Origin of the sequence: Ktedonobacter robiniae (genome assembly GCF_016587375.1) — a bacterium.
Lineage (GTDB): Bacteria > Chloroflexota > Ktedonobacteria > Ktedonobacterales > Ktedonobacteraceae > Ktedonobacter > Ktedonobacter robiniae.
This window is the reverse complement of sequence record NZ_BNJG01000003.1, coordinates 960,641-974,611: the sequence shown is the minus strand read 5'-3', so window position 1 is coordinate 974,611 and position 13,971 is coordinate 960,641. Positions and strand designations below refer to the sequence as shown.

At 51.7% G+C, this 13,971-nt stretch carries 9 protein-coding genes; 4 read left to right on the top strand and 5 right to left on the bottom strand.

Going from position 1 to position 13,971, the window contains the following annotated elements:
- Positions 1-12: 12 nt before the first annotated feature.
- The 5 genes from JMJ04_RS36885 to JMJ04_RS36865 form a co-directional block, all read right to left on the bottom strand.
- Positions 13-1,926 (bottom strand): PAS domain-containing sensor histidine kinase, encoded by a 1,914-nt coding sequence (locus tag JMJ04_RS36885; RefSeq protein WP_201375350.1) that lies wholly within the window; start codon positions 1,924-1,926, stop codon positions 13-15.
- An 89-nt stretch (positions 1,927-2,015) separates the two neighbouring features.
- Positions 2,016-2,567 carry a hypothetical protein gene (locus tag JMJ04_RS36880; protein ID WP_201375349.1) on the bottom strand — a complete coding sequence of 184 codons (552 nt, stop codon included), beginning with the start codon at positions 2,565-2,567 and terminating at the stop codon, positions 2,016-2,018.
- Positions 2,568-3,246: 679 nt separating this feature from the next.
- On the bottom strand, positions 3,247-3,981 hold the full coding sequence (locus JMJ04_RS36875; protein WP_201375348.1) for a response regulator transcription factor: 735 nt from the start codon (positions 3,979-3,981) through the stop codon (positions 3,247-3,249).
- Between the two features lie 254 nt (positions 3,982-4,235).
- A complete protein-coding gene (locus JMJ04_RS36870; protein WP_201375347.1) occupies positions 4,236-5,063 on the bottom strand; it encodes a slipin family protein in 828 nt (275 codons plus the stop codon).
- Between the two features lie 19 nt (positions 5,064-5,082).
- Positions 5,083-5,634: a hypothetical protein gene (locus JMJ04_RS36865; RefSeq protein WP_201375346.1), complete on the bottom strand. Its 552-nt coding sequence runs from the start codon at positions 5,632-5,634 to the stop codon at positions 5,083-5,085.
- Between the two features lie 636 nt (positions 5,635-6,270).
- On the opposite strand from JMJ04_RS36865, the gene JMJ04_RS36860 reads away from it, so the two are divergent.
- From JMJ04_RS36860 to JMJ04_RS36845, 4 genes are all read left to right on the top strand, one after another.
- Positions 6,271-6,459, top strand: a complete 189-nt coding sequence (locus JMJ04_RS36860; RefSeq protein ID WP_201375345.1) for a hypothetical protein — start codon at positions 6,271-6,273, stop codon at positions 6,457-6,459.
- Positions 6,460-7,185: 726 nt separating this feature from the next.
- Positions 7,186-8,184 (top strand): SRPBCC family protein, encoded by a 999-nt coding sequence (locus JMJ04_RS36855; RefSeq protein WP_201375344.1) that lies wholly within the window; start codon positions 7,186-7,188, stop codon positions 8,182-8,184.
- A 433-nt stretch (positions 8,185-8,617) separates the two neighbouring features.
- The gene (locus tag JMJ04_RS36850; RefSeq protein ID WP_201375343.1) at positions 8,618-10,498 is read left to right on the top strand and encodes an ATP-binding protein; all 1,881 of its coding nucleotides are present in this window, start codon (positions 8,618-8,620) and stop codon (positions 10,496-10,498) included.
- 102 nt (positions 10,499-10,600) lie between these two features.
- Positions 10,601-13,933, top strand: coding sequence for a chemotaxis protein CheB (locus tag JMJ04_RS36845; RefSeq protein WP_201375342.1), 3,333 nt, complete (start codon positions 10,601-10,603; stop codon positions 13,931-13,933).
- Positions 13,934-13,971: the final 38 nt, after the last annotated feature.

Below are 13,971 nucleotides of genomic sequence, written 5' to 3'. Positions count from 1 at the left end.
CTTCTCCCTTCGTTATATGTGTTCTAAAGGAGCGAACGGAAGCGTAAACCAGAACGTTGATCCCTCTCCAGGAGTGCTTTCGACGCCTATTCGCCCATCATGGCGCTCAATAAGTGTTTGGCTGATATAGAGACCTAAGCCCAGGCCCATCCCTGATCCACTTTTCGCTTCCATCTCTCCTATCCGATAAAATTTTTTCCAGACCTGCTGCTGTTGTGTTTCAGAGAGACCTGGCCCCTGATTATGCACTGATACGCGTACCATTGTTTCTTCCTGCTCCAAGCGAACATCTATCGGCGTGCCGGCTTCAGAGTACTTGAGCGCATTGGAGAGATAGTTGTTGACCACCTGTCCAACACGGTCTGCGTCGGCCCATACCTCTGCCTGGGAAACCAGGGTATGCCAGCGAATCGTACGCGTAGGGGCAAGGATGCGCTGATCTTCAACCACCTCGCAAACAATCCTGACCAGGTCGCACCGGGTACGCTGCAGGGTGAATTGGTTCGTCTGGATACGCGAGATATCAAGAAGATCATTGACCAATCGATTTTGCCTCTTGATCTGGCGCTCGACACGATCAAGCAAGCTCCGAACCGTGGTAAGGGCCTGGGCCATGGTCTCGTCGAACGTTGTTTCCGGTTGTTGAAGGTGTGTGAGTTGGAGTTGTGCGAGTTGAAGATTCCCTTTCATGGAGGTTAATGGTGTTTTGAGTTCATGGCTGGCGATACCAAGAAACGCATCCATCTGGCGTGCTGTTTCCTGCAAGGCTAACTCACGTGCCTTCGCTTCGGCTTGTTCTTGCAGGAACTGTTCCCGCTCGGTAACATCCTGATTCATCTCCACGATGACCGCTGCTTGACCAGCCTTCGCAGGCACGAAGATCTGGCGACTCTCCACGATCAAGCGTTTCCCATCGTGCGATGTCTGGGTGAGTTGCCCTTGCCAGTGTCCACGTGTGGCCAGGACGAGAGCGACCGCCTCACGCGACGCGTAAAAGCAGGTCTGCAAAAGGGTGTGGATATCCTTCCCAATAGCTTCCTGCTCGGTCCATCCATAGAGCGCAGTTGCCCCCTGGTTCCAGACGAGGATACGGTCGTCTGGGCTATGGATGATGATAGCATCGTGGGCTTGCGCAAGGAGATCTCCCTGCACCTGGACGTTCTGCGAGCGTGACGTCTGTTCCTGATATGTTCTCATAAGATACTCAGCAAAGGGACGCGAAGGGTCCGTTGGTGTTACAGCCCTCCAAAAACGCGCTCTTCCTCCAGCGACTTGCTGCGTTATGACATGGGTACCAATTGTATTCATCACCACCATGTTCCGTTGTGCCAGGAGCGGATGGAGGACAGAAGAGGAACGAACATCGTCTTGTTCGGCGCGTTGTTGCTCAATTTGCTGAGGGGTATGCCCATAGTACACACTGGCAGCATGCACTTCCTGCAACAAATCATGCTCTGACAGCGCGAAAATGGCGTCTAAGGCTCGCAGCAAGTTCATTCTCCGATTCAGCAAGACGAGACGACCATGGGCAAGGCGCTGTGCCAGATCCTCATGAGGAGGAAGAACAGTTGCAGCCGTCTCGATTTTGCGCGTGAGACCAGCAAAAGCGAGCCCATCCAATTTTCGCTCGAGGAATGCCACCACCGCAGCTGTCTTTCCCTCCTGCCAACCCTGTAAGAGACCTAAGCACGTGTTCCCCTCATATCGTCGGCTGTGCGTCGAGACATTCAGGAGGTGGTCTTTACATGCACAGATCCAGAGGGCATGAAGATAGTGGACAGTTTCAGCAACAGGAAAGGCTGAGAAGCGCTGCTGCCCATGTACGTCCTGAATGAAGCCAAGACTTGCCTCAAATTCGGATTGTAGCCGCTCAAATGCTTCGAGTTTCTGCGTTACCAATGCCGTTCTAACGATTGCTTCTTCCATAGCAAGCTCTTCTTTCTTCGCTTCTCACACCTGGGAACTGCCGGAAAGAGGCTCTTTCGAGGCACACTCGTGGCAGCACCTGAGAGGTGTTAGCGTTGTACATTGTGGCGAGGTGAAAAGCTTCCCATCTCAAACGCGGTATCAGATGTGCCGCCATCGTCGAGCCAACGCCCTATGGCCTCGGTCTCGGATGTGTTGCCATCATCACGCCAGCGTTCCGTTACCTCAGCCTCAGAGATCACCTCTAAGAAGGGGTCATCAGGACGGTACGTTCTGGCTCTCGTTTTCCGCATCACCTGGGTTGCAGGAGCAACGCATGGTCTTCCTCGCTCCTGGTCATAGCAGTCATAGACCATCTGATCAGTGCGCTTTAGGTGCGGTTTCTGCCCTGGAGGAAGGGGGGTGACCGGCGGACCGGGCTTAGATGTCGGCCAAGCCGGGTAGACATACGGAGTTTGAGCATGTCTCTCCGGCATGGTTGTCTCTGCGAAGTTGCCCTGGCTTGCACTATCTTCTCTCGCAGAGGAGCCCTGCCCAGATGGAGAGACGCCTTGAACGATCACGACTGTTTCTGGATGCTCATCTGGTTGTGCGTTTCTCATCGCCTTGACTGGCGGGTGTGTTTCTTGAATGGTGCTCATAGGAGTTGCCTTTCTTGCGAGAAACCAGAGGAGCACTTCTTCGGTTGAAGGCGTGTCAACCGGGAGCGGACTCTTGAAACAGTGTCATCGAAGAGATGGTGTCGTTTTCCCTCAGTGGGCTCGTTGGCGCCGGTCCTGTATTTCTCTGAACCAGAGAAGAGTGATCAGGAGGACAAAGAGCGCTAAGGGGAAAAGGAAGAGTTCCATAATCATGTGATCCTGTATGGTTTGCCTCCAGATGCCTATGCCTGAAGGAGGAGAGGAAGCACAAACGCGAGAGCGCAAACGCGACCATTGTAGCAATCATGTCTGCTGAGTGGGGAGAAGAGCGCTCAGAACGTTGATAGGTACAAGGGACATGGTGTGAGAGGCTTGACTCAAGAAAAGATCTACGAGCTACTTTTAGTATACACTATTTCTGAGAAAAATACAAATATATATCTAAGCTATGCTATTTTGATTTCATAGCTTTTTTATGAAAAGTTCAACTACTAAATAGAATATCCCCAGATCCTGGGCATATGAAGACGCAATTCACGCTCTTCCGGCTCGCTCAAGGGGGGCAGGGGATATTTCTGGGAGCGAGCCATTGCTCTTTTCCTTCTTTCTCTCCCCTCATTCTCTATCATCTCTGCCTCCCTACTGTTGCTCAATTGCTAGCTGACCCACCAGGTTACACTCAGCCGACACGCACTGGCCGACCAATTTCTTTCACCTTCTGTTGTTCTTCTTTAGGGCGTATCAACGTATAGCCAACGCCAGTCACAGTGAGAATAGAGTGTGGATTACTCGGATCAAGTTCCACTTTCTGGCGGAGATGGCGTATATGTGCTTTGACCAGACAGGTATCACCATCGCCATCATATCCCCATACATGGGTTACGATTTGATTGGCAGTGCAAACATCATTGGCATTCATAGCGAGCAGATGGAGTAGCTTACTCTCTGTCGGCGTCAAATGCACAGCTTTTCCACGAATTCTCGCTTCATTATGCAGCGAATCAATACACACGGGTCCGACCGTTAACACCGAAGAAGGGCGAAGCTCCAATGTTGAACGCGCGCGTCGACTTACAGCCCGAATACGTGCCAGTAATTGTGAAGGGAAGAACGGTTTGCGGAGATAATCATCGACCCCTGACTCCAAACATCGTATTTCATCCTGCACATTTTTGCCCTCTGTGATCACCAAAACAAGCGTATCATGCTTCGTGCGTAGATCCTCACACATACCCAGGATATCGACGCCTTTTAGTACTGGATCCACAATGACGAGGTCTGGCTGCTGCTCCAACCATTCACTCTTCGCTTGCTCGCAAGTATACGCCCAATAGACTTTATATCCAAGTGTTTTGAGCCAACTTACGAGCATTTCCACCAAATCACAGTCACTATCAATAACCAGTATTTTCATCTGGTCTGCTCCCTATCTATCAGCCGGCTCACAAGAAAGCTAGCGGCCAACCCCACAATCAGCCCTACAAGAAGGCCTCTTGGGGTAAGAGTAGCTCCCAGAAGAAGTTTTGCAACTCTCATGATCTCGTCCTTTGCTTGAAACAATACCCCTGTATCGTTCTCAATAGAGTCAAAACATGCACGTTCACCGCACACCCATCACAGCACCTGAGAGGCGTTGCTTCCATGACAACGACAACTTCCAGCAGTCATCTAACGCGGGAGAGAGAACTCCTTCAGAGGAACATCGTTGGGTGGCTCACGTACTGCCACGTCCGCCTTCTGGTGCGTCATCTTTAACATCGGTTCAATCAGGTCGATCGGCAGCGGGAAGATAATCGTCGAATTCTTCTCCACCGCGACCTCTGTCAGCGTTTGCAGGTAGCGTAGTTGTAGCGCGGCAGGCTGTGAGCCAAGAATTTCGGCGGCTTGAGCCAACTGGGTCGAGGCCTGTAATTCTCCCTGAGCATGAATCACCTTCGCGCGCTTCTCGCGCTCTGCCTCCGCCTGCTTGGCCATGGCACGCTGCATCGTGACAGGTAACTCAATATCCTTGATCTCAACTGCGGTCACTTTTACGCCCCATCCCCCCGTCTGCTCGTCAATAATGGTTTGCAAATCACGGTTGACCTTGTTGCGCTGCGCCAATAGCTCATCCAGTTCCGATTGACCGAGGACGTTGCGCAAGGTCGTTTGACCAATCTGCGTGGTTGCCTGGTGAAAGTCCATCACATTGACGATAGCCGCAATGGGATCGACGACGTAGAAGTAGAGGACCGCCGTCACCTTGATCGTGACATTATCACGGGTGATGACCTCTTGTGGGGGCACGGTCAGCGTGATAATTCGCAAGTCGACCTTACTCACGCGTGAAATGAGCGGGGGAACGAAGATGAGCCCGGGACCCTTTGCTCCGATTAAACGTCCCAACACGAAAACTACACCTCGCTCATACTGCTGCACCACGCGAATCGCAGAAAACGCGACCCACACTAGCAGAGCCACGATGACACCATACACAAACATGGCAAAAAGATTCATGACAAGCCTCCTGATGGCGTTAGCGTTGTACATTGTGGTGAGGTGAAAAGCTTCCCATCTCAAACGCGGCATCAGATGTGCCGCCATCGTCGAGCCAACGTCCTATGGCCTCGGTCTCGGAGGCGTTGCCATCATCACGCCAGCGTTCCGTTACCTCAGCCTCAGAGATCACCTCTAAGAAGGGGTCATCAGGACGGTACGTTCTGGCTCTCGTTTTCCGCATCACCTGGGTTGCAGGAGCAACGCATGGTCTTCCTCGCTCCTGGTCATAGCAGTCATAGACCATCTGATCAGTGCGCTTTGGGTGCGGCTTCTGCCCTGGAGGAAGGGGGGTGACCGGCGGACCGGGCTTAGATGTCGGCCATGCCGGGTAAACCCACTGCGTTGGAGCATGCCTCTCCGGCATGGTTGTCTCTGCGAAGTTGCCCTGGCTTGCACTGTCTTCTCTCGCAGAGGAGCCCTGCCCAGATGGAGAGACGCCTTGCGCGGTCACGACTGTTTCTGGATGCGCATCCGGTGGTGAGTCTCTCACCACCTTGAGTGGTGAATGTGTTTCTTGAATGGTGCTCATAGGAGTTACCTTTCTTGCGAGAAACCAGAGGAGCGCTTCTTCTGCTGAAGGCATATCAACCTGGAGCAGACTCTTGAAACTGTGTTATCGAAGAGATGGTGTCGCTATCCCTTGGTGGGCTCGTTGGCGCCGGTCCTGTATTTCCCTGAACCAGAGAAGATACACTAGGAGGACGAAGAGGAGCAAGGGGAGAATGAAGAGTCGCATAATCATGTGATCCTGTATGGTTTGCCTCCAGATGCCTATGCCTGAAGGAAGAGAGGAGGCACAAACGCGAGAGCGCGAACGCAACCATTGTGGCAATCATGTCTGCTGAATGGAAAGAGGAACGCTCAGAACGTTAGTAGTTACGAGGGACATGGTGTGAGAGGCTTGACTCATAAAAAGCTCTATGGGCTGCTTTTAGTATACACTATTTTTGAGAAAAATACAAATATATATCTAAGCTATGCTATTTTGATTTCATTGCTTTTTATGTAAAATTCAACTAATAAATAGAATACCCCCAGATCCTGGGCAAGCGAATAAGATAGAATGGAGCTATGAAGCGAGAAGTTAGAAGGATATCTATTTGACGACAACGGTAGAGTTCAGAAGAAAAGACCCGGGTTGTTCACGGGTGAGAAGGAAAAAGCAATGTCACAACCTGCCATATCACAGCAAGAAGGAAAGAGTTATAGGCCCGGCCTGTTGCGTTCATCGTATCAGAAGTATGAACATGACTTGAAACGTCACACAGAACGAGGCTGGCGACTGGTCTCTTGTACAGTAGCGGGACGGGATATCTTCGGGCGTACATGGCTCACGGCGACCTATGAACGGTGAACGAAAGAGAGTAGGGATTATTCTTCATTCCTATCCCTTTGTTCAAGAACAATACTGCGGTCCTTTTGGGGCAACTCCAAAAGGCGTTGCCCCGATTTGGTGAAGTGGGGGGAAGGTAAGATATACTACTCAATTGATTCTGTTAAGAAACAACATTGACTTCGGATTTTTTAGCCAGGAAAACTACTCACACTTCATCTGTGGAATAATTTCCTCCTGGTTGTATCCTGGCAGTTGCTTCTACCTTCGATCAGGTAGAGCAGATAGCAAGTGTGAAGAGGCATGCATGCACAAAGTATGATCTGCTCTAAGATCTATAATGCCCAATGGCCAATATAGTATTACTAAAAGCACAAACAGAAAAGCTATTGACATTCCCAACCACAAAAATCCGCGTTAGGTTAATAATAGTGGACAAAATTTCAAAAACATGGTATTGTTTTTTTATAAACTAAAGATAAATTAATTGTAGAGTATGCTGGAGAGGCATCCTCTTCGAGCCTCTCAACATCAATCGGTAAATGAAGAGCAATCCCAACACGTTCCAGATAAAATGCGCATTTTATACAAAAAAGGAGGGTAGCAGAGTTATATCCCTCTAAATGTCTAAAAGCTGGAGTGTGAAGAGATGCGCCCTGTAGCAGAGCACGCGTATGGCACCAAAACGGACCAGGGCCTGCTCCTTTGGGCAGCTCATTGTTGTGTTGGTAAAGTGAGAGGGAGGGAATGATGGGTGAGCATCATGTAACGGTACTTGTACCTACATCAGTAAAGAATGCCTATGCGTTCTTTACACATTTTCATGATTTCCCAAAGTATATGCATTCCGTTCGGGAGGTGACGTACTATGACACTCAACGGAGTCATTGGGTTGTACAGGTAGCAGGAAAACAAGAGTGGGATGCTGTGAATGAGAACTGGATTCCTGAGCGGCAGGTAGGCTGGAGATCGATAAAGGGGTTGCAGAATAGAGGTACGATCAAGTTTACGCCTTTAGGAGCTGAGCAGACAGTAGTAGATGTCTTCATCCACCATGACCCTCCGATGGGTATCGTTGGGAGAATGGCAGAATGGCTGGGAATAGATAGCCATTTTCAAACCGTACTGGAAAAGGAGATGCAGAACTTCACCAGAATGGTAGAGGAGGCCCCTCAGGAAACATCGGATCCAATGTCGTCGCACTACCTGTTTCACCAAGAGAGCGCATTCACAAGAGGGGAAACGACGGAGAGACAACGGGCGGCAATGAAGGATGATCCGAAAATGTCTCCAGTGCATCTGCGAGAGAGAGAGAAAAGAGTGGCATCTGAACGAGAGGAGGAAAAGCGAGAGCACGAGGTCCAGCAAGCCGGAGCGCAACAAAAAAGGCAACAGGTGCAGGATGCGGTTAGAGCGCAAGATGAGGCGTTGCAGCGACAAAAAGAGTTTGATCTGCAAGAAAAACATGCAAAGGAAGAGAGAGAAAAGAGACAGAAAGGCATCACACACGAGTTAGATCCAGTGCATGATACCATAGGGGGAAGGAACGCTTCAATGGAGCGTACTGCCTTTGGCGATCAAGATGCCAGACATGAGCGTTTTCCACAACATGACGCAGGCCCAATGACGGCACGTTCGTTGAAACCGCGGAAAGATGAAACGTCAGAGCCTGTAGCAGACGAGAAAGCTGAATCCCAGTGGAAAAATCTTATTCGAGGACGATCATTAGATGATGAGACGAGGTGAGTATGACGCCTAATGTTCAAAAGCGAAAGGATGTTAGCAGGAGTGCGCTAAGAGATCAATAGGCTCTTAGCGCACTCCTTTTAATGCCTCTTGGCGACCCGGTCAAGATGATAAAACGGCTATACGCATGGGATTTCCTTTGCTTTTCACTATGGTGGCTGTGAGGTGCCTTTTAGGGGGCGAACCTGTTCGAGCGAGCTTCAAATCGCCTTTTATGAAGTTGACCCGTGTCTGTAGAACATCTACAGACACGGGTCAACTTCATAAAGACAAAAAGGCTTGAGTGGGCATGGAGTAAAAGAACAAAAACGGGTCATCTTGTATTCCTGAGTTTGTTAGGAGGGTGTAGAGCAAAAATAGAAGTGCTCACTCCTCTTGTCAGGCGACCTGAGCTCTGCTAGAGGAAAAACGTCAAAGAGAAAGAGAGGCAATCATGACAGAGGGTAGTACCACCTCGGGCATGCTGGATGATCAGTGCGCGCTAGAAATTCCTGTGCCAGCCTGGTTCAACGAGTACAAAGAGACATATATCGCAGGCGCTACGCACGGCTTTATTTTGACCGGTGATATTTATGGTTTTGTGGTCAGTGGTGTGTCCCAACGTGGTTATCTGGAAAATGCACTCGCCGAAAAACGGGAGATCGTCTTGCGTTATGATCGAGCAGGTGGATTTCGCTTTACTATGGAATCTATGCGTGCCAAGGCAGTGAAGCTGGTCAACTCCCAGGGAATCGGAGCTACCGCCCCACTTTCTAAGGATAGCACAGCCATGCTGGACGAACTGAATTCTTGCTTGAATAGCCCGGGCCAGGATGCAAATTTAGGCTCAGATGGTCCCTTTGGGGGCTCGCCTGGGCCGGTCGAAGCGCTTCGTCTTCTTGAAACCCTCTTGCGTGCTCCCAAGGCCAGGGGAAAAGTGGCAGTCATCCTCGACTTTTCTGAGCTCATTTGTCCCAATGTGCAAGAAAAGGCCACTATGAGTCCCACGGATCGTGATATCCTGGGCCTCTTGCTGCGCTGGGGCCAGGATACAACGCTCGGCAAAAGCAATAATCCCATCTTTCTTTTAGTGGCTAAAATCCCTGAATTGCATGCTGATCTTCGTGCTTCTGGATCAGGATATAAAGTAATCGATGTCCCTCTGCCAACACGTGAAGACCGACTGATGTACCTACGGCGGTATCTTGCAAAGCGCGAAGAGCGTAATAAGCCTATTTCGCTCCTTGATGTGAACACAGAAGAAATGGCGAATCTGACTGCTGGCTTGAACCTACGCCATTTGGAGGAGATCTTACTTTTGGCGTATCGGTTAGGAGGCGTGAGCCGTCAACTCGTCAAGTCCAGGAAAGATGCCATCATCACCAGCGAGTTTTCCGAGGTTGCAGAAATGATTGAACCACTGGAACAGGGCTTCGCTGCCCTCGGCGGCATGGACCATCTCACCAGTTGGGCAAGATCAGAGCTGATCGAACCATTAACGCGTGGGCTCGATGACGTTCCCAAAGGTGTGTTACTCGTAGGACCTCCAGGCACGGGGAAAACCTATTTCGTCAGAGCTCTAGCAAAAGAAGTGGGCTTTAACGCGGTGATGTTGCGCACAGAAAACATCTTGAGTAAATATGTCGGTGAGAGTGAAAATAAGCTGAAACGCTTCTTTGAATTTGCGCGTGCATTGACTCCCGTCCTGGTATTTTTCGACGAGTTAGATCAGTCAGATATGTCGAGCCGTGGCAGCGAAAGCAATCCAGTGGCGCGTAATCTGTTCAATCAAATGCTCCAGTTTATGAGCGATGAAACCTTACGTGGTAAGATGGTGGCGTTCTTTGCATCCAACAGACCAGATCTCATTGATCAGGCGCTCCTGCGTTTTGGTCGCATGGATGCAGTCATTCCAGTCTTACTTCCTAACGAAGAAGCACGCGCACGCATTGTCCGTGCCCAGGCAAAGGGGCAAACTATTGGCATTACAAATGAGGCCGTCACCATCATTGCCACCCGCTCGAATGATTACAGCGCGGCTGATATTGCTGCTGTCGTAGCAAAGGCCAAGAAACTTGCCCGACGTGCGCAACAAACGCAAATTGTGGGCGCAGATGCCGAACAGGCGCTCAACTATATTCGCCCGGCCACGCCTTCTATCGCTCGGTATTATACACTGCTTGCAATTGAGGCCTGTAATGATACGGAACTCCTGCCCCCTCAATGTGCCCTCGAATTGGCAGATCGCCAGATGTTGCGAGCCAAGATCCGCGCAGAGAAGAATGAGCCGGCGCAATATCCTGATCGCGAGGATCGGGAGGATCGGAGTTGGTAAAGATAGTAAAAAAGAGAGGAGAGACAGAGAAAAGTGCAACTGGGTTTATCCTGATAGAAAGAGAAGTGCTAGGCAAACAGAGGACGCCCAAGAGAGAACACCATGGATACCACCTTTGACACAAATTGTGCCTTCCACGAGTCACCATCCGGACAGCCGGGCTTCCCTGTTGTGGGTATTGGAGCCTCCGCCGGAGGACTGGAAGCCTTTACCCAATTGCTCAGGGGTCTGCCAGCGGCCACGGGCATGGCCTACGTCGTGATCCAGCACCTGGATCCAACTCGCGCTAGTCTCTTGCCCTCCCTGCTTGCCCACATCGCACCCATGCCTGTACACGAAGCACAGGATGACATGATTCTGGAGCTGGATCATGTCTACGTGATCCCCCCGCAAGCCGAATTGACACTCGAGCAAGGTACACTCAAGTTCTCCCCCAGGCTACCGGGTCTCGGACAGCCCTTCTTGATTGATACGTTCTTCCGTTCCCTGGCACACGAACGCGGTCAACAAGCAATCGGAGTATTGCTCTCGGGCACTGCCTCCGATGGCACCATGGGCCTGCAGGAGATCAAGGCCGAAGGAGGCATCACCTTTGCGCAGGATGAACACTCCGCTGCCTTCCCGCAGATGCCGCGCAATGCCATCGCTGCCGGGTGTGTCGACCACGTACTGCCACCAGAGGGCATTGCCAGCGTACTTACCCGGTTGAGTTCCCACTCCTATATCTCCCAGGCTCAGATTGCGGAACCGGTCGAGACACTTCAGGAAGAGGAGCAATCTCTGACCACTATTCTCCTGGGGCTCAGACAACAGACAGGCGTCGATTTTCTCACATACAAGCGAGGCACACTTAAACGGCGCATTCTGCATCGCATGGCTGTGCTACAAATCGAACACTTTGCGGAGTACGCGACCTATCTGCGCGAGCACCCTGCCGAAATAGATGCCTTGTACCAGGATGTGCTGATCTCGGTCACCAGTTTTTTTCGTGACGAAGCAGCCTTTGATGCTCTCACCCACTACGCCTTTCCCGACATCGCGCAGCATCTTACTCCAGGGGATGCCATTAGAATCTGGGTCCCGGGATGCTCCACTGGCGAAGAAGTGTACTCGCTGGTCATCTGCTTGCTTGAATTCCTGGAGGAGCGCTCGTTAATGCCTCCCATTCAACTTCTTGCAACCGATATCAATTCCAGGGTACTCGAACGGGCCAGGACTGGCGTCTATCCAGAGACCGCACTCAGCGCGGTCTCTCCCGCGCGCTTGGAGCGATTCTTCACCCCGGTCGACTGGGAAAAGGGGAGCTACCGCATTAGCCAGGCGATCCGCGAGCGGTGTATTTTTGCGCTACACAACGTGATAAAAGATCCTCCATTCGCTCAATTGGACCTGGTAAGTTGTCGCAATGTACTCATCTATCTGGAACCGGCTTTACAGCAGAAGGTGATCCAGACCTTCCATTACGCGCTGAAGCCGCATAGGTTTCTCTTGCTGGGGGTCTCGGAAAACGTCGATCCCCTATCACGGCTCTTTACTCCTGTCGAGCGCCGCCAGAAACTCTATGCCAGAGAAGCCAGTAAGCCCAGCTATCCCCTCAGTGTCGTAACGGGCGAGGGAGTATTGTCAACCAGCAATCCGCAGGAAGGAGGCCCCCGAATGCCTGAGGAGACGACGCCAAACGGTGATATCCAGCAAGAGGCGGATCGCTTGTTGCTCGCAAGCTATGTCCCGGCCAGTGTGATCATCAATACGGAGATGGAGATCCTGCAAGTGCGCGGGCATACTGGCTCCTACCTGGAGCTGGCTCCTGGCAGGACGAGCTTGAACCTGCTCAAAATGGCCCGCGAAGGTCTGAGGCTCGGCTTGCGCATGGCCATCCATGCCGCCAGAAAGGACAATCGCCCGGTAACGAAGGAGGGCTTGCAGGTAGCCACCTTTGGCGCGGAGAGAGAGATTCGCGTGACGGTCATCCCGCTGAAAGGCCCTCCTGCCGAGCACTACTTCCTGGTGCTCTTTGAAGATATGGCACCTCCTATGCCTGCCACACCACCGCCAGGAGAGCAGACAGGCCGCGTGAGCAAGCGTGGTCCCGCAGCCAGACGCAACGCGGCCCTGGAACTGGAACTGGCTACCACACGGGCGGATATGCAGGAGATGCTGGAAGAGCGTGACTCTACCAACGAGGAACTGCAAGCCGCCAACGAGGAGATCCGTTCCAGCAATGAAGAACTGCAAAGCGTCAACGAAGAACTGGAAGCCTCCCAGGAAGAACTGGAAACCTCCAATCAGGAGGTGACCACCGCCAATCAGGAACTCGAGGCACGTAACGAGCAACTCAAAGTTGTCCAGGAGCGTGCTGACGCTATTGTGGAGACGGTGCGCGAACCCCTGGTGGTGCTCTCTGATGATCTGCACGTTGAGCGCGCTAATGACGCCTTCTACCAATTCTTCAAGGTCGCCCCCTGGGAAACCGAGGGATGTTTCCTCTACGACCTGGGGAATGCCCAGTGGAATATTCCCCGTCTGCGAATGCTGTTAGAACAGGTGTGTCTCACAAATCAGCCTTTCCACGACTTTGAGGTGGAGTACATCTTTCCCCTTATCGGGCACAAGGTCATGCTACTCAATGCCCGCCGTGTCTTGCATGAGCACAAATCGGTGAGAAGTCACCTGATTCTGCTTGCCATAGAAGATATCACTGATCGCAAAGAGTTGGAGCGGCAGAAAGATGCCCTGCTTGGTCTAGCCAGCCATGAACTCAGGACCCCAATCGCGAGCGCAAAACTCACTTTACAGATGCTTCAACGGCGCTTGACGAAAGCGGGAGATGAGCCATCAGCGACCCAACTGGGAAAGATTGATGCGCACTTGAACAGGCTTACGGGCCTGCTCGATAGTTTCCTGGATACAACGGCGATTGCAACAGGGAAGCTGTCGTTACATCTGGAGTTGTTTGCGATAGATGACTTGGCACGGGAGATCTGTGAAGAGCTCGAGCGCACAACCCCGTCCCACAGCATTTTGTTTGCGCAAGAAGCCCACGCGGAGGTCTACGGGGATCGAGTGCGCACCGGGGAGGTGCTCAGTAACCTGTTGACAAACGCCATCAAATATTCTCCGCCGGCAGAACCTATTGAGGTGCGAGTTGTTGGCGATGCAGACATGGTTACCGTGAGTGTGCAGGATCATGGCGAGGGTATCCCCCAGGACCTGCAGACCAGAATCTTTGAGCGTTTCTATCGCGTGAGTGATGATACCAAACAGAAACGGCCGCCTGGAGCGGGGCTGGGATTATATCTTGCGGCGGGAATCACGAAGCAGCAAGGAGGGCGAATCTGGATAGAAAGTGCACCTGGGAAGGGGCAACGTTTTTCTTCACCATTCCAGGGCGCTCAGCTTCAGAAAACTGTTAAGAGCGTGGAGGAGAGCAACTAAGCCTAATGAAGTGAACCTGGGTTTCTGCGAATAATCTA

What these genes read in the sequence shown, in the direction of transcription:
- JMJ04_RS36845 (WP_201375342.1), top strand. Translation starts at nt 10,601, where the DNA reads ATGGATACCACCTTTGACACAAATTGTGCCTTCCACGAGTCACCATCC.
- JMJ04_RS36885 (WP_201375350.1), bottom strand. Translation starts at nt 1,926, where the DNA reads ATGGAAGAAGCAATCGTTAGAACGGCATTGGTAACGCAGAAACTCGAA.
- JMJ04_RS36880 (WP_201375349.1), bottom strand. Translation starts at nt 2,567, where the DNA reads ATGAGCACCATTCAAGAAACACACCCGCCAGTCAAGGCGATGAGAAAC.
- JMJ04_RS36865 (WP_201375346.1), bottom strand. Translation starts at nt 5,634, where the DNA reads ATGAGCACCATTCAAGAAACACATTCACCACTCAAGGTGGTGAGAGAC.
- JMJ04_RS36860 (WP_201375345.1), top strand. Translation starts at nt 6,271, where the DNA reads ATGTCACAACCTGCCATATCACAGCAAGAAGGAAAGAGTTATAGGCCC.
- JMJ04_RS36870 (WP_201375347.1), bottom strand. Translation starts at nt 5,063, where the DNA reads ATGAATCTTTTTGCCATGTTTGTGTATGGTGTCATCGTGGCTCTGCTA.
- JMJ04_RS36855 (WP_201375344.1), top strand. Translation starts at nt 7,186, where the DNA reads ATGATGGGTGAGCATCATGTAACGGTACTTGTACCTACATCAGTAAAG.
- JMJ04_RS36875 (WP_201375348.1), bottom strand. Translation starts at nt 3,981, where the DNA reads ATGAAAATACTGGTTATTGATAGTGACTGTGATTTGGTGGAAATGCTC.
- JMJ04_RS36850 (WP_201375343.1), top strand. Translation starts at nt 8,618, where the DNA reads ATGACAGAGGGTAGTACCACCTCGGGCATGCTGGATGATCAGTGCGCG.